The sequence below is a fragment of the Aquamicrobium defluvii genome (genome assembly GCF_004363725.1).
GTDB lineage: Bacteria > Pseudomonadota > Alphaproteobacteria > Rhizobiales > Rhizobiaceae > Mesorhizobium > Mesorhizobium defluvii.
Genome location: NZ_SNZF01000001.1, coordinates 136,380 through 150,448, shown reverse-complemented (window position 1 = coordinate 150,448; position 14,069 = coordinate 136,380). Strand labels below are relative to the sequence as shown.

Sequence of the window (14,069 nt, the reverse complement as noted above, 5' to 3'; positions counted from 1 at the left end):
CCCGTAATGGCAGCGCAACGGCGGAAAATCTGGTGGGGGGACTTCAAGGCGCCAGACTTTGCGCGCATCGATACCGAGCAGACCATTGCCGTGCTGCCGGTAGCCGCCGTCGAGCAACACGGACCGCATCTGCCGCTGTCCACCGATGCCGACATCATGAACGGCATGCTTGAGACGGCCATTCCGCTTGTGCCGCATGACCTCGATTTGCGCATCCTTCCGGTTCAGGCAATCGGCAAATCGGACGAGCATATCCATGCACCGGGAACGCTCACTCTCCCTGCTACCAATCTGATCGAGGCATGGACCGAGCTCGGATCTTCCGTGGCGCGTGCCGGCGTGCGAAAGCTCGTCGTCATCACCTCTCATGGCGGCAACGAGGAGGTGATGGGAATCGTCACCCGCAATCTGCGCGTCCGTTTCGGCATGATGGCGGTGCGCACGAGCTGGGAGCGTTTCGGAAGGCCGGAAGGGCTGTTCAGCGCTCATGAGGTGCGGCGCGGCATCCACGGTGGCGACGTGGAAACCTCGCTGATGCTGCATTTCCGGCCCGACCTCGTCGATCCCCGCAAGGCGCAGGATTTCCCATCCAGCGCCGACAGGGCCGAGAAGGAGTTCGCCCTGCTCAACGCGCAAAGCCCGCATGCCTTTGCGTGGATCGCCAGCGATCTCAATCCGCATGGCGTGGTCGGCAACGCCGCCGCAGCCACGGCCGGGAAGGGCCGGCTGACGGCGCAGCATCAGGCCAGAGGCTTTGTCACACTTCTGGAGGACGTGCGCAAGGCGAAGCTTTCCGATTGGTTGACCTAAAGCATGTCGCCCGAAAGTGGAAACCGGTTTCGGGATAACGACATGCGTAAAAACAACAACGTAAAGCGTTAGGAGGGAATCTGAAAGATCGCGACACGCTTTAACCGAACGGGTCGAGCTCGAACGGCTCGCCTTCGAACGCCTCCGCGCCGCGCCCGATGCCCTTTATCGCCGCCACCATGCGCCCCTCTCGTCCAAGCAGCACATCGGCCACAGCGATCAGGCGCGGATTGGGCGTGGCCGAGGGCGACAGCCAGCGCAGCATGGCAGCCAGTTCGGCCTCGCACTGCGCAGGGTTAAGGGCCGCAGCGACGATATAGGCGGCTGCCGTGGAGCGGCTGACTCCGGCATAGCAATGAACGACCATGGGCTTTGCCCGGTCCCATTCATATGCGAAACCCAGAAGGCGGCGCACATGCTCCTCGCCCGGCATGGTCAGCCCATCGCGCAGTTCGGCGATGTCGTTCATGCGAAGGTAAAGGTGGTCCTGCGCCGCAATCGAGGCCGGGCGCACCATGTCCATGTCAGCGGAAAGCAGCGTGACCAGCCGTCCCGCACCGGTTCGCGAAACGGTCTGTTCCAGCCTTGAAAGCGGACAGACATGGATCATTGCGCGCCCTTCCATCCGGCCAGCGCAGCTTCCAGCCGCCGCCACTCCTCCTCACTTCCCGGCAGACCGGCGCGCAGCGCATGCGGCCGATCCTCGAAATGGCGGAGCAATATTCCCGCTCGCCCAAGGGCGCGGAACAGCCTGCCCGCTTCCGGGAACTCCATGTAGCGATAAAGCGGCGTGCCGCTCCGAACCTCAACGTCATGGCGTGCAAACAGGCTGTCGAGCCGCGCCGCCTCGCCCGTCAGCCGCGCCCTCATGTCCCGCTGCCAGCTCGTATCGGAAAGCGCCCTGATGCCATATTCCAGCGCCGGACCGGAAACGGCCCATGGACCGAACCCGGCGGCAAGCCGTGCAACCGTCGCCTTTTCGGCAAGGGCAAACCCCAGCCGCACACCGGCCAGTCCAAAAAACTTGCCGAAGGAGCGCAGCACGACCAGCCCGCCCCGCTCCGCATCGCCGGCAACGCTTTCCTCAGGCGGACCGACGTCCATGAACGCTTCGTCCACCACCAGAAAACCGCCTTTGGCCTTCATATGAGAAGCCAGTTCCAGCAAATCCCGGCGGGCAATCATGCGCCCGTCCGGATTGTTCGGATTGACGACGATGGCAAGGTCCGCCGCGCGCAGCGCCTCGAAATCCGTAGCCTCTTCAACCTCATGGCCGGCAATGCGTGCGGCACGGGCATGCTCGGCATAGGTTGGGCCGAGCACCAGAGCCCTGCCCGGCCTAGCCAGCATACAGACGCGCGGCAGAAGAATCTGGGTGCCCGGCGCGCCTGCAATATTTGCGGGCGACGGCGCTCCATAGGCGCCGGCCGCAATCGCCGACAATTCGTCTATCCGCTCCCGCTCGGGCAGACGGGTCAATGCGGTGGCGGGCAGGTCGAAAAGCGGGTAGGAGTGCGGATTGATCCCGGTCGAGAGATCGACGAACGGTTCCGGCGCCTGCGGAAACAGCGCCCGGGCCCGGCCGAGGCTTCCGCCATGATCGACCGCCGCCAAAACCTCGCCCGGAATATCCATGTCGGTCCTGATCGCCTTCATTTCGCTGCTTGCCGAACGCATCGCCGGATACCCGGATTGGCTCTTCCGCGCCATCGGCCATCCGGTCACCTGGATCGGCAGGCTGATATCCTGTCTCGACCGCACGCTCAACCGTGCATCCCACGGCGACACGTCAAGGCGATTTTGCGGCGTGCTGGCACTGGTGGCGATCGTGTCGGTGCCGGCAGCCGTCGCATTCGTGGTTGAGGCCCTGTTCGGCCGCATTGCTTTCGGCTTCATCGCCACGGCAATACTCGCATCCGCGTTGCTGTCGCAGCGCAGCCTTGGAGAGCATGTCGAGGCAGTTGCGACGGCACTGGAAACAGGCGGTCTCGAAGCCGGCCGCAAGGCAGTTTCCATGATCGTCGGCCGCGACCCCGAACAGCTTGACGAGGCCGGCGTCTCCCGCGCCGCGATCGAAAGTCTTGCCGAGAATTTCTCCGACGGCATCGTGGCCCCCGCCTTGTGGCTTGGGTTGGGCGGGCTGACCGGAGGCGTCACCTACAAGGCCGTCAACACCGCCGATTCCATGATCGGCCATCGCACCCCGCGCCACGAAGCATTCGGCTGGGCCTCGGCGCGCTTCGACGATCTCGTCAATCTGCCGGCCTCCCGGCTCACCGGCCTGCTGATCGTTGCCGCGGCCTTCCTGATGAAAAGGGCCGATCCCGGCTCGGGCTGGAAGGCAATATGGCGCGATGCGCGCAAGCACCGCTCACCCAATGCCGGCTGGCCGGAAGCCGCCATGGCCGGCGCGCTGGGGCTCGCTCTTGCCGGTCCGCGCGTCTATGGCGGCGTGACGGTGGAGGACGCCTTCATGGGCGAAGGGGGACGGCGCGAAGCCAGTGCCGCCGATATCCGGCGCGCGCTGAAGCTCTACCGGATGGCCGACATGCTGCTGATCGCCTTGTTCGGGCTTGTCGCAGCAGGAATCTGGCTGGTCTGACTACGCCCGCCGCGCCTCGAAGGTGATGATGCCATCGCCTTTTTGCGGTTTGCGGCCATGCTGATAGTCGCCGCAGGCAGCCACGCCGGTAAAGCCTGCCGCCTGCAACGCCATCCCGAACTCCGCTACGCCCCACCAGCGCAGGCAAAACAGATCGATTTCGCTGTCCACCAGCTTGCCGGCCCGCCAATGTTCATAGCGCAGGCTGGTCGTGGTTGTCTGCGCCACATAATCCGTGTCGATCCTGTCGGCGGTCAGCGTCAGAAGATCGTCTCCCGCCTTCCACGTTCGCACCGAATGCGGCGCATCGAGGAAGCCGTCGATGGTGTCGAGATCGAGGATCAGCCGGCCTCCCGGCGCAAGATGGTCATGAAAGCGCTTCAGGACCGCCAGCGCAGCTTCATGGTCGGTGATGAGCTGGATTGAGCCCAGCGGTACGAGAATGGCCTCGAAGCGCTCGTCATAGGAAAAAGCCTCGAAGGTCTGCGCACTCAGCTGGACGGACAGCGACCGACTCGCACAGGCCGCACGGCAATAAGACAGCATTTCCTCGGAAGCGTCGAAGCCTTTCACATCCAGTCCCGCCTCAAGCAGCGGCACCAGCAGGCGCCCGTTGCCGACAGCCGGCTCCAGAATCGGGCCGCTCACGCCTTTCAGCCTCTCCAGATAGAACTCGACGTCGCCGAAGGAGCGCCCTACCGGCTTGTCCAGTTCGTAGACCCGGGCGGCCAGAGTTGCATAACGATTTTGCACTAGAATTCTATTCCCTTTTGCGCCTTCACCCCGGCAGCGAAATGATGTTTGGTCGACCCCATTTCGGTGACGAGATCTGCGGCGTCGACCAGCGTCGGCCTGGCGTTACGGCCGGTGACGACGACATGCAACCCCTCGCGACGCGCCTTCAGCACCGCGACGACGTTTTCAACATCGAGATAGTCGTAGCGCAGCGCGATGTTGAGTTCGTCGAGAACAACGAGGCTTATCGTCGGATCGGCCATCAGTTCAAGCGCCTTCGCCCACGCCGCCTGCGCGGCGGCGATGTCGCGCTTCAGGTCCTGCGTTTCCCAGGTAAAGCCTTCACCCATGGTGTGCCAGGAAACCAGATCGCCGAACCGCGCGAGAGCATCCTGCTCGCCCGAATGCCACGCCCCCTTGATGAACTGGACGACGCCGACACGGCGACCATGGCCCAGCATGCGCAGCGCCAGCCCGAAGGCGGCCGTGCTCTTGCCTTTTCCCGGCCCGGTGTTGACGATCAGCAGGCCCTTCTCGACCGTCTTTGCGGCCACCTCGGCATCCTGAACCGCCTTGCGCTTTTCCATCTTGATGCGGTGGCGCTCGGCTTCCGCATCGTCGATCCTGCGTTCGTCCGCCATCTCACTTCACCTTCAGCGGCAACCCGGCCACCATCATCAGGACCTTGTCGGCCAGACCTGCGATTCTCTGGTTGAGCCGCCCCGCCTCATCGCGGAAACGGCGGGCCAGTGCATTGTCCGGCACGATGCCTTGCCCCACCTCGTTGGACACCACGAACCACGGTCCACGCGGATTGGCGAGCACCTCGGCGAGCCGGCCACACTCGGCATCGGGATCGTGTCCGGCCAGCATGTGGTTGGTGAGCCACAATGTCAGGCAATCGACCAGCACCGGCTGTCCCTGCGGCTGCGCGGCAAGCGCGCCGGCGAGATCGAGGGGTGCATCGACCGTTTGCCAGCCAGCGCCGCGCCGGCTGCGATGCTCGCCTATCCGCGCGCGCATCTCGTCGTCGTAAGCCTCGGCCGTCGCGATATAGGTCCACGATCCCGGCAGCGACGTCACCAGTTCCTCCGCATGCCGGCTCTTGCCGGAGCGCGCGCCGCCGATGATGAATGTCAGACCCTTCATGGCGGCCACTCTTACATCGACTTCGGCACATAACGCCAGCTTACCGCCGCGCAGCCCGCCATCAGCAGCCCGAGCGTGACGAAAACCGAGCCGAGCCCGAAAAAAGCCAGCACGATCGAATAGATCATGGGCGGCGTGAGTTCCGAGAAATCGAGATAAGTGCGGTAGACCGCCGCCATCTGCGAACGCTCGTAAGGATGCACGGAGCGCATGAACACCGTCGAACCCAGCGCATCGATGGCGATGGCGAACAGCGCGCCGCACAGAAGCAGCGCCCCGGTGATCAATGGGGCGGTGGTGCTTACCCAGCCGGCGGCGAACAGGGTCACGGCCATGGCGGCGAAGGCGACCGCGATGGTGCCGCGCGTGCCGAAGCGCTTGCCAGCCCTGCCCCAGAAAATGGCGGTGAACAGCAACGCATTGCCGGCGGAAATCAGCAGGCCGCCCGCCACCTCTCCTTCGCCTGCGATGACCATAAACAGTGGGCCATAGACGAAAAAGGTCGTCCAGTAGCAGTTGCGGCCAAAGGCGATCAGCCATGCCAGCCGCAACCGCGGCTGGGCGATGAAGCGGCTGATATTGGTGATCGGGTTCAGCGCGCGGCTCTTGCCGGCAGCGATCATCTGGTTGTCGCTCAGCCGATAATACCAGAACAGCGCCAGAAGGATTAGCGCGAACACAGCCACCGCGCCATGAGCGGCGTAAATGCCGTATTTCGTGTAAAGCAGGATTCCGAGCGTCGGGCCCCCTGTCCAGGCGAAGGTGGACCATGCCAAGCGCAGCGATTCGGAGCGGATGAACTCCGTCTTGCGGATATGGTCCATGATGTACAGGTTGAGCGTAATCGACAGCGCACTCGCGCCCATCACCCGGCACAGCATGCCAAGCGCCTGCCCGGCCAGCGTGTCCGTGACGAAGAACAGCGACCCGACCGCCAGCAGGCAGGCCCCCGCAGTATAAACCCAGCGCCGGGCAAAGCGCCCGATCAGCATGGGCATGAACAGCGTCACGGAAAGGCCCAGCAGCGACACGATCGTGTAGAGTATCGAGACCGCCTGCTCGCTTTGCAGGATTTCATAGGCCTGAATGGGAATGACACTCGATACAGTCGCCCGCGCGAAGGATTCCATCGTGTAAAGCGATGCAAAGGTGCGCGCCCCGGCCGGGCGGACCTGCCGCAGCCAGATGGGGTGACGCACATGCGTTGCCATGAAATCCTCCCGTCGAATCCCTCCGCCGGACTCGCCGGTCGCCATTGTGTAGCCTTTGTGACAGGTGCCGGTATCGGAAAACCGACCTGCAAGGGCGGAAACACGGGATAGTCCAAAGGCTTTTCAACTCTGGACCAACGCGGCAGCGATCGAATTGCACTGTTGCAGGCAAGATCGGGGTGCGGGACTTCGAGTTTCCGAGCAATACAGTCCGCCCTCCTGCCGCTTGTCAGCCGCATTGCTGCAAAGCGGGAAAATTCCGCCTGTCTGCAAAATGCTCCAGATCGCCGTGCGGCCATCCGGACGCACAAAGGACGATCTAAATTATTGATAGAGCATCGGAATCAGCGAAACCGGATTCCACTTTCCGGTCCGATGCTCTAGAAATGGCGTGACGACCTTCCGGAGTTTCCATGCAGTCATCCACTTCTCCCGGCAGTCTGCAACAACCTGCCCGCCGCATCGAAGCCATCGACGCCGCACGGGGCATCGCACTGCTGGCCATGGTCAGCTACCATTTCACCTGGGATCTGGAGTTTTTCGGTTATGTGCCGCCCGGGCTCACCGCATTCGGCGGCTGGAAGATTTACGCGCGCTGCATCGCCTCCGGTTTCCTGTTCCTTGTCGGTGTCAGCCTCATGCTCGCCCATGGCAACGGCATCCGCTGGAACGGTTTCGGCAAACGGCTTGCCATGATCGTGGCAGCCGCAGCGGCCATCACTGTGGCGACATGGTTCGCCACTCCGGGTTCCTTCATCTTCTTCGGCATCCTGCACCACATTGCGCTGGCCAGTGTGCTGGGCCTCGCTTTTCTCCGCTTTCCGGCATGGGCGCTGGCGCTGACTGCGCTTCTGGTGGCCGCCGCTCCTTACTATCTGCGCATGCCGGCATTCGATCACCCGGTGCTATGGTGGCTCGGCCTTTCCACCGTCAGCCCGCGCTCCAATGACTATGTGCCGCTGTTTCCCTGGTTCGCGGCCGTGCTGGCGGGGATGGCGGCGGCCCGCTTCGCACGCGATTTCGGCCTGCTGGCGCGGCTTGGCGGGGAACTTCCGCAGCGTGCCACGCGGCCCCTTGTGACGATCGGCCAGCACAGTCTTGCCTTCTACCTCGTCCACCAGCCGGTTCTGATTGCCTGCATCTGGCTGTTTGCGCAAATCTGGCCCGCAGCGGTCCAGAGCCCGGCAGCCGGCTTCCTCAACGCTTGCGAATCCTACTGCCGGGAAAGCCGGGATCAGACCTTCTGCACCGCCTATTGCGCCTGCATGTTCGATGCGGTGCAAAACGACGGCGCTATCGACAATGTGATGCGCGGTGAGCAGACTGTCGAACTGTCCAGCCGACTCGGCGAACTGGCATCCGCCTGCACAGTGGAAACGGACATGAGCCTGATGGGGGAGGAAAAATGAAAGCAGTTCCAGCCTGGCGCAGGATTCCGTGGCCGCCGCTGATCTATCTCGCGGCGATTGCAGCCGGCATATTGCTCGGTCTGGTCATGCCCCTGCCCCGCCTCACCGGTCCGTTCGCAAATGTGCTCTACGCAATGGGCTGGCTGCTGATCGTCGCATTCGTTGCCCTGTGGGTGTCATCCTTCCGGGCCATGCGGCGCGCCGGAACAACGCTCGATCCTTCCGGCGAGCCGAGCCACCTGCTCACGGAGGGGCCCTTCTCCATCACACGCAACCCGATCTACCTCGCCAACACCCTTCTGATGTTCGGCGTCGGTTTCATCTCTGGCAACTGGTGGTTCCTGCTTCTTGCCATCATCGCAGCCGTCCTCACGCAGAAGATCGCAATCGGGTTCGAGGAGAAAGTGCTTGCGGAGAAATTCGGCCGCAGATACCGCGACTATGCAAAGAAAGTCCGCCGCTGGATCTGACGGTGCTTTAAAGGGCTACGCCAGCGGCTTCCGCGTTTCGCGCAAAATCGCCGCGCAGCATGTAGACATCAAGTGTTCACGCCGAGTTCGGCCATGCGCTCGAGGCAGGCGTCCTCCGCCTGATCCAGTTCTGCAAGCGTATCCTCGAGATCGCGGCGTTTCTGACGTAATTCCTCGCGTTTTTCCTCGATCCTCTTGACCATGAGCTGGAGCTGGCCGACTTCGCCCGGCGGCTCCTTGTACATCTTGATGATCTCGCGGATTTCGTTAATGGAGAAGCCCAGACGCTTGCCGCGCAAAATCTGGCGGACAAGATGACGGTCGGAGGGCCTGAACAGCCGCGTGCGGCCGCGACGGACCGGCTGGACCAGCCCTTCGTCCTCATAAAAGCGCAAGGTCCGGGTGGAAACGCCGAATTCCCGCGTCAGTTCGGTGATGGTGTAATATTCCCGCATCATCATCCTGTAGCTGGCGCGGACAAGCCCAACGCCGCTCTTTCTCGTTCTTCCTGCTGCCTCATGCAACGACCGGTGAAACCGTGCGCATCACGACTGCACCGGACCATCTGCCGTTCCGGACACATTTGCGGCTCGCAGCTTCGGTTGAACTTGAGTTCTCCCCAAGCGTGGTTCCCTTGTCCGCCGTCGCAGACCCTCGGCCTGAACCCGCGCCCATACCTGATCCCAAACGGGCTTTTCCTGTTCAGACTGTCGCGGAACCGCCAAAGTGCCTGCGGTCGAGCAAGATTTAGGAATCTCGCACAGCGCTTACGTAAAAGTCAATTAAATCCATTCAACTGAAGCCGAACCACCATGACGCCAGCCCGAGAAAGGCGAAAAATCCCACGACATCGGTGACGGCGGTGACGAAAACGGCGGAAGCCACGGCAGGATCGATCCCGTAACGGTCAAGCACCAGGGGAATCAGAATGCCGGCCAGCGCCGCCACGAACATGTTGATGACCATGGCGCCTGCAATGATGCCGCCAAGATAGGGATCGGAGAACCATGTCGCGGCGACCGTGCCGATCAGCATCGCGAATATGATGCCGTTGATGAAGCCGACGCCCATCTCGCGGCGTATGATGCGCCATGCATTGTAGATGTCGAGGTCTTTCGTAGCCAGCGCGCGCACCGTCACCGTCATGGTCTGCGAGGCGGCATTGCCGCCCATGCCGGCCACGATCGGCATGAGCACCGCCAGCGCCACCACCCGTTCGATCGTATGGTCGAACAGCCCGATAACCGAGGCGGCGAGGAAAGCAGTGAACAGATTGACCAGCAGCCACGGCACGCGCGAGCGCGACGCCGCCAGTATGGTGTCGGACAGTTCCTCATCGCCCACGCCGCCGAGGCGCATAAGGTCTTCCTCGGCTTCCTGCTGGATCACGTCCACCACGTCGTCGATGGTCAGCACGCCGACCAGCCGCTCGTTCTCGTCCACCACCGCGGCCGACAGAAGGTCGTACTGTTCGAACTCGCGGGCCGCCTCCTCCTGGTCCATCGTGGCCGGAATGGCATGGCGGGTCTCGTGCATGATGTCCTCGACCTTCACCGCGCGCTTGGTGCGCAGGATCTGGTCGAGATGCACGGCGCCGAGCAGCTTGAAGGTCGGATCGATGACGAAGATCTGGCTGAAGCTGTCGGGAAGATCCTTGTCCTCGCGCATGTAGTCGATGGTCTGGCCAACCGTCCAGAACGGCGGCACGGCCACGAACTCGGTCTGCATGCGCCGGCCGGCGCTTTCCTCCGGATAATCGAGAGAGCGTCTCAGCCTGATCCGTTCGGTGAACGGGAGCTGCGCCAGAATCTCGTCCTGATCTTCCTGATCGAGGTCTTCGAGAATGTAGACGGCATCGTCGGAATCGAGTTCCTGCACCGCCTGTGCGATCTGCTCGTTTGGCAGGTTCTCGACGATGTCGAGACGGATCGCCTCGTCCACCTCGGTAAGCGCCGAGAAATCGAAATCCGCCCCCAGCAATTCGACCAGAGACCGGCGCTGGTCCGGTTGCAGGGCCTCGAGCAGATCGCCGAGTTCCGATTCGTGCAGGGATGCGACATCTCCCTTGAGTGTCAGCGTATCTCGATCTGCGATGGCAGCGCCGATATGGGCGAGAAATGACGCGCGAACGACGCCATCATCGTCATAGATGTCGCTATGCTCTGCATGCGCAGGAGCATCTTCAGCAGCTTGTTCGTTTCCACTTTGCAAGACTGCCTCGCGCTGCTTCGAAGTTGCGGATCCCCGCCTCCGTAGCGTAATTCAGGAGGAATTAACAAGGGAGACGAATGCGCCACAATATCATCCGCGTGGATGAAAATTAGCTGACATTCATGAAGGTAGCGCACGCTGGCAAGAGGGAAACCGCACGGAGCCATCAACCGCCCGCGTGGAACCAAATCCTGACATCGCCGTTCGGGATAAATGGAAAAGATCATCCGGCCGAAACACGAGGGCATGTATCCGGACCGCGCCAGCGATTGCCGGAAGGCGATGGACGTTGCGCTTGGAGAATTGCTGGATCTGGCCGGCAACGCGGGATGGTCGGTTCCGGAGACACTGGATGCAATCGAACAGGTCCTGCCCAGTCAGCGGGCCGCATATTCCAGAGATCCGGACCCTGCAGAAGGCTGAACCGTCGGCAAGCGAGGCGCTGTCACACCGAAGAGGCGGGCCATATCCGAAGACCAGATGTTCTGGTTAGCCAGATTCGTCGCTGCAGCTTGCTTCCGCTGTCAGCATCCTCTTCAGCCGGACCATTTTTACCCGACTGCAAAGCCCTCCAAACGGGCAACGCTCTTTCAGGTTCTTTCCCAGCGCTTCCAGTTGTTGTCATCATGCATGTCGTGATCCTGAAACCGGTCGCCTTTTTCGGGAGACAGGATCAGGTAGCAGCTTTCATCGATGCCTTTGCTCCGCGAGGCTTTGGCAGGGTCAGATTGGCGTTCAACTCCGCCTCCATTTCCAGCCGCGCCTGCCGAAGCCGTGCGGTCTTGGCGTTGCGTCTGCCGACTTCGGTATCACTGATCTCGCGAGCTACGCGCGCCGATATTTCCGCCTTGGTTTCCATTTTGGTGAGCTTGGGGGTGAAAACTCCCCCGACAGCGCTGTCATCCATAACATCACTCCTTTGCAGAAAATGAAAACCTTTGCAGAAAATGAAAAAGGCCGGGAAATTCCCGACCTTCTCCTGCCCGCCTCGATGGGTCGTACCAGTACATCCGTGGTCACAAGCCAGAGGCAGATTTTCGTCAGGCCGCCTGAAGGTTTTCGGCCGCGCTCTTGCCGTTGCGATTATCCTTCACAACATCGAAGCTGAGCTTCTGGCCCTCGACCAGGGTGCGCATGCCTGCACGCTCGACAGCAGAAACATGGACGAATACGTCCGGCTGTCCGTTACCCACTTCAATGAAGCCGAAACCCTTGGTGGAATTGAAGAACTTGACCGTTCCGGTGTTCATGACGATTTCCTTTCAAATCGGCACAGATTTTCGTCGCCCGACCGAATGTCAGGCGCCTAGCCTTTCGAGATTGAGAGGGGAATATCGTCAGAACGCCAAAGCGTGAAACAAAGTTCATCAGCAATATCGATCATGAAAGCTACCCTGCAATTGCGCCGATTTCAAGATTCAATCCGAAAATTTATCTTCTTCTTATAAACGGGTCATCTGACTGAATTCAGCGGGTGAAATATCTACCGCCCCTGAACGCTTGGGGACCGCGAAAGCACGCCCTGGACGACGAACAGATTGCGGCATGTCGCGTGCGTGGCCGCCATGGGGAACCGCCGCATATTTCAGTTGCACCCCCCCTGCGGCCGGCAGGAGTCCCGGAGATGCTGGTGCCATCTACAGCTTGTCGTCCGGAAGCATAGGGAGAAGATTTGAAAACTTCGCGACGCGTTCGAAGATATGGTCAGGCCGCTCAGGAAAGAATCGTTCGGGAATATCCTCCGCGCGGGCTGCAATAAGGCCGGATTCAGGAAATCCGCTCATGGTGCTCGCACAGCTGGCGCGACAAGGGCAGCGGAAGCTGGCGCAGCAGTCGGAGAATTGGAGGTAATGTTTGGCCAGATAGGCGAAACAATGGCGAGCCATTATGCGAAAACGGGTGACCGAAAACAGCTGGCCAAAACAGGCGCTGGAAAAGATCAGGAACGTCCAACACCCCGCACCTCGATACGGTGCGCGGGAAAAATCAAAAATCACAATGATCGACTGTATATTTAGAATGGTGCGGTCGAGAAGACTCGAACTTCCACGGGTTGCCCCACAGCGACCTCAACGCTGCGCGTCTACCAATTCCGCCACGACCGCCCGTGGTAGGAGCCAAACATGTTCGGCACGCGGCGTGTAGCAAATCGCTTATCCCGAAACAAGGGTATCTGGAGGAATAATCGCGCTTTAAATCACAGCGCTGCCTGCACGCCTGCCTCCATGCCCCGGCCGCTGGACGTGCGGGGCATTTCTCGCCATATGATCGGGTGAAATATGGACCAGCACATGCCTGAACGCAGCCAGATCGCCACGTCGTTTTTTGCCAGAGCCGGCTCCGCACCCGTCGAGTGGCGCGTCGAGCCCGGCCTCCTCGATTATCCGCGGGCACTGGCCTTCATGGAAGCCTATGCAGAATCGATTCGCAGCGTGGGCGCTCGCGAAATGATCTGGCTCGTCGAACACCCTCCCCTTTACACATCCGGCACCAGCGCACGGGCAGAGGATCTCATCGATCCGGAGCGTTTTCCTGTCTACGCCGCCGGCCGGGGCGGCGAATACACCTATCACGGCCCCGGCCAGCGCGTCGCCTATGTCATGCTCGATCTTAAGCGCCGGCGAGAGGATGTGCGCGCCTTTGTAGCCGCACTGGAAGAATGGATCATTCGCACGCTGGACGCCTTCAACATCAGGGGAGAGCGCCGTGAGGACCGCGTCGGCGTATGGGTGCAGCGGCCGGAGCGCCCGCCGATGCCGGATGGCTCCATGGCCGAGGACAAGATCGCCGCAATCGGCATCCGCATGCGCAAATGGGTCAGCTTCCATGGCATCGCCATCAATGTGGAACCCGACCTGACCCATTTTGGAGGCATCGTGCCCTGCGGCGTCCAGAAGCATGGCGTCACCAGCCTCGTCGATCTCGGCCTGCCGGTAACCATGGCCGATCTGGATATCGCGCTGAAAGCCGCCTTCGAAGACGTTTTCGGCCCTGTCACGACCCAGATCGAACCGGATTCGCCAGCCGTACCCGACCCGGCCGCACCCGACATTGCCTCCTGAACGAGACCGGCAGCCCCTTCCCCGCCGCCCGGCCTGAACGCCTGCGGCGGTTCTCATTTCCAGCAACAGAAAACCGGCAACGAGAAACTGCATGGCTGGGGCGGCATTTTTGTGTATCCGAAAGGACGCAAGCGCCCCAACGTCGGGGCGAAAGCCTGCCTTGCAGACAACCTGCCATCTTCACAGGGGCCATAACGGCAAATGCAGCCTCCCTCACCAGAGAACCCCGCCATCGGGACGCTGGCCGGAAACGGTGCCTCGGATCGGTTCGGAACCCTTTATCGTCACCCTGATCAGAGTGCACCTATCCACATTGCCATGGAAACAAGGAAGGTTCCCATGCACACCATCGAGACAACATCCTGAACGAGATCGGTCATGGCTTGCTCCTGTTTTCTATATGTTCTCAA

Annotated in this window: 16 protein-coding genes and 1 tRNA gene; 6 read left to right on the top strand and 11 right to left on the bottom strand. The window is 61.5% G+C overall.

The genetic code is table 11. The features are described 5' to 3' along the window. Window positions 1-6: 6 nt before the first annotated feature. Window positions 7-810 carry a creatininase family protein gene (locus tag DES43_RS00760; protein WP_035023811.1) on the top strand — a complete coding sequence of 268 codons (804 nt, stop codon included), beginning with the start codon at window positions 7-9 and terminating at the stop codon, window positions 808-810. 100 nt (window positions 811-910) lie between these two features. Here the strand turns inward: DES43_RS00760 and DES43_RS00755 are convergent, their stop codons facing one another. Together DES43_RS00755 and cobD are read right to left on the bottom strand one after the other, a co-directional pair. Then, window positions 911-1,420 (bottom strand): tyrosine phosphatase family protein, encoded by a 510-nt coding sequence (locus DES43_RS00755; RefSeq protein ID WP_035023813.1) that lies wholly within the window; start codon window positions 1,418-1,420, stop codon window positions 911-913. Further along, a complete protein-coding gene (gene cobD, locus DES43_RS00750; protein ID WP_245264639.1) occupies window positions 1,417-2,466 on the bottom strand; it encodes a threonine-phosphate decarboxylase CobD in 1,050 nt (349 codons plus the stop codon). The genes DES43_RS00755 and cobD overlap by 4 nt, the downstream gene beginning before the upstream one ends. Between cobD and cbiB the strand changes: the two genes are divergently transcribed. Next, window positions 2,444-3,412, top strand: a complete 969-nt coding sequence (gene cbiB, locus DES43_RS00745) for an adenosylcobinamide-phosphate synthase CbiB (RefSeq protein WP_035023816.1) — start codon at window positions 2,444-2,446, stop codon at window positions 3,410-3,412. The genes cobD and cbiB overlap by 23 nt on opposite strands. On the opposite strand, the gene DES43_RS00740 is transcribed toward cbiB, so the two are convergent. From DES43_RS00740 to DES43_RS00725, 4 genes are read right to left on the bottom strand one after another with little or no spacing between them, the layout of a single operon-like run. Then, a complete protein-coding gene (locus tag DES43_RS00740) occupies window positions 3,413-4,165 on the bottom strand; it encodes a class I SAM-dependent methyltransferase (protein WP_035023818.1) in 753 nt (250 codons plus the stop codon). Then, window positions 4,165-4,788: a cob(I)yrinic acid a,c-diamide adenosyltransferase gene (gene cobO / locus DES43_RS00735; protein ID WP_035023820.1), complete on the bottom strand. Its 624-nt coding sequence runs from the start codon at window positions 4,786-4,788 to the stop codon at window positions 4,165-4,167. Before cobO ends, DES43_RS00740 begins: the two co-directional genes overlap by 1 nt. Before the next feature lies 1 nt (window position 4,789). Beyond that, window positions 4,790-5,296 carry a bifunctional adenosylcobinamide kinase/adenosylcobinamide-phosphate guanylyltransferase gene (gene cobU, locus DES43_RS00730; RefSeq protein WP_035024118.1) on the bottom strand — a complete coding sequence of 169 codons (507 nt, stop codon included), beginning with the start codon at window positions 5,294-5,296 and terminating at the stop codon, window positions 4,790-4,792. An 11-nt stretch (window positions 5,297-5,307) separates the two neighbouring features. Continuing rightward, window positions 5,308-6,507: an MFS transporter gene (locus DES43_RS00725; RefSeq protein ID WP_035024120.1), complete on the bottom strand. Its 1,200-nt coding sequence runs from the start codon at window positions 6,505-6,507 to the stop codon at window positions 5,308-5,310. Between the two features lie 413 nt (window positions 6,508-6,920). Here DES43_RS00725 and DES43_RS00720 point away from each other — a divergent pair, with 413 nt between their 5' ends. Together DES43_RS00720 and DES43_RS00715 are read left to right on the top strand one after the other, a co-directional pair. Continuing rightward, a complete protein-coding gene (locus tag DES43_RS00720) occupies window positions 6,921-7,916 on the top strand; it encodes a heparan-alpha-glucosaminide N-acetyltransferase (protein WP_035023822.1) in 996 nt (331 codons plus the stop codon). Further along, a complete protein-coding gene (locus DES43_RS00715; protein WP_035023824.1) occupies window positions 7,913-8,386 on the top strand; it encodes a methyltransferase family protein in 474 nt (157 codons plus the stop codon). Before DES43_RS00720 ends, DES43_RS00715 begins: the two co-directional genes overlap by 4 nt. 68 nt (window positions 8,387-8,454) lie before the next feature. On the opposite strand, the gene DES43_RS00710 is transcribed toward DES43_RS00715, so the two are convergent. Together DES43_RS00710 and mgtE are read right to left on the bottom strand one after the other, a co-directional pair. Continuing rightward, complete coding sequence (locus tag DES43_RS00710) at window positions 8,455-8,841, bottom strand: MerR family transcriptional regulator (RefSeq protein ID WP_035024121.1); 387 nt, start codon at window positions 8,839-8,841, stop codon at window positions 8,455-8,457. Window positions 8,842-9,178: 337 nt separating this feature from the next. After that, window positions 9,179-10,597, bottom strand: a complete 1,419-nt coding sequence (mgtE, locus tag DES43_RS00705) for a magnesium transporter (protein WP_035023826.1) — start codon at window positions 10,595-10,597, stop codon at window positions 9,179-9,181. A 213-nt stretch (window positions 10,598-10,810) separates the two neighbouring features. Here mgtE and DES43_RS00700 point away from each other — a divergent pair, with 213 nt between their 5' ends. After that, the gene (locus tag DES43_RS00700; RefSeq protein WP_035023828.1) at window positions 10,811-11,020 is read left to right on the top strand and encodes a hypothetical protein; all 210 of its coding nucleotides are present in this window, start codon (window positions 10,811-10,813) and stop codon (window positions 11,018-11,020) included. A 250-nt stretch (window positions 11,021-11,270) separates the two neighbouring features. On the opposite strand, the gene DES43_RS00695 is transcribed toward DES43_RS00700, so the two are convergent. The 3 genes from DES43_RS00695 to DES43_RS00685 form a co-directional block, all read right to left on the bottom strand. Beyond that, window positions 11,271-11,504 carry a hypothetical protein gene (locus tag DES43_RS00695; protein WP_051520399.1) on the bottom strand — a complete coding sequence of 78 codons (234 nt, stop codon included), beginning with the start codon at window positions 11,502-11,504 and terminating at the stop codon, window positions 11,271-11,273. Window positions 11,505-11,637: 133 nt separating this feature from the next. Further along, window positions 11,638-11,847, bottom strand: a complete 210-nt coding sequence (locus tag DES43_RS00690) for a cold-shock protein (protein WP_035023830.1) — start codon at window positions 11,845-11,847, stop codon at window positions 11,638-11,640. 770 nt (window positions 11,848-12,617) lie between these two features. Then, window positions 12,618-12,702 (bottom strand) — tRNA-Leu (locus DES43_RS00685). A 186-nt stretch (window positions 12,703-12,888) separates the two neighbouring features. Here DES43_RS00685 and lipB point away from each other — a divergent pair. Further along, window positions 12,889-13,659 carry a lipoyl(octanoyl) transferase LipB gene (lipB, locus tag DES43_RS00680; protein ID WP_051520409.1) on the top strand — a complete coding sequence of 257 codons (771 nt, stop codon included), beginning with the start codon at window positions 12,889-12,891 and terminating at the stop codon, window positions 13,657-13,659. Window positions 13,660-14,069 lie beyond the last annotated feature (410 nt).

Coding starts and splice junctions, on each gene's coding strand:
- cobU (WP_035024118.1), bottom strand. CDS start 5,296: ATGAAGGGTCTGACATTCATCATCGGCGGCGCGCGCTCCGGCAAGAGC.
- DES43_RS00690 (WP_035023830.1), bottom strand. CDS start 11,847: ATGAACACCGGAACGGTCAAGTTCTTCAATTCCACCAAGGGTTTCGGC.
- DES43_RS00710 (WP_035024121.1), bottom strand. CDS start 8,841: ATGCGGGAATATTACACCATCACCGAACTGACGCGGGAATTCGGCGTT.
- DES43_RS00720 (WP_035023822.1), top strand. CDS start 6,921: ATGCAGTCATCCACTTCTCCCGGCAGTCTGCAACAACCTGCCCGCCGC.
- DES43_RS00755 (WP_035023813.1), bottom strand. CDS start 1,420: ATGATCCATGTCTGTCCGCTTTCAAGGCTGGAACAGACCGTTTCGCGA.
- DES43_RS00715 (WP_035023824.1), top strand. CDS start 7,913: ATGAAAGCAGTTCCAGCCTGGCGCAGGATTCCGTGGCCGCCGCTGATC.
- DES43_RS00725 (WP_035024120.1), bottom strand. CDS start 6,507: ATGGCAACGCATGTGCGTCACCCCATCTGGCTGCGGCAGGTCCGCCCG.
- cobO (WP_035023820.1), bottom strand. CDS start 4,788: ATGGCGGACGAACGCAGGATCGACGATGCGGAAGCCGAGCGCCACCGC.
- cbiB (WP_035023816.1), top strand. CDS start 2,444: ATGTCGGTCCTGATCGCCTTCATTTCGCTGCTTGCCGAACGCATCGCC.
- DES43_RS00695 (WP_051520399.1), bottom strand. CDS start 11,504: ATGGATGACAGCGCTGTCGGGGGAGTTTTCACCCCCAAGCTCACCAAA.
- lipB (WP_051520409.1), top strand. CDS start 12,889: ATGCCTGAACGCAGCCAGATCGCCACGTCGTTTTTTGCCAGAGCCGGC.
- cobD (WP_245264639.1), bottom strand. CDS start 2,466: ATGAAGGCGATCAGGACCGACATGGATATTCCGGGCGAGGTTTTGGCG.
- DES43_RS00700 (WP_035023828.1), top strand. CDS start 10,811: ATGGAAAAGATCATCCGGCCGAAACACGAGGGCATGTATCCGGACCGC.
- DES43_RS00760 (WP_035023811.1), top strand. CDS start 7: ATGGCAGCGCAACGGCGGAAAATCTGGTGGGGGGACTTCAAGGCGCCA.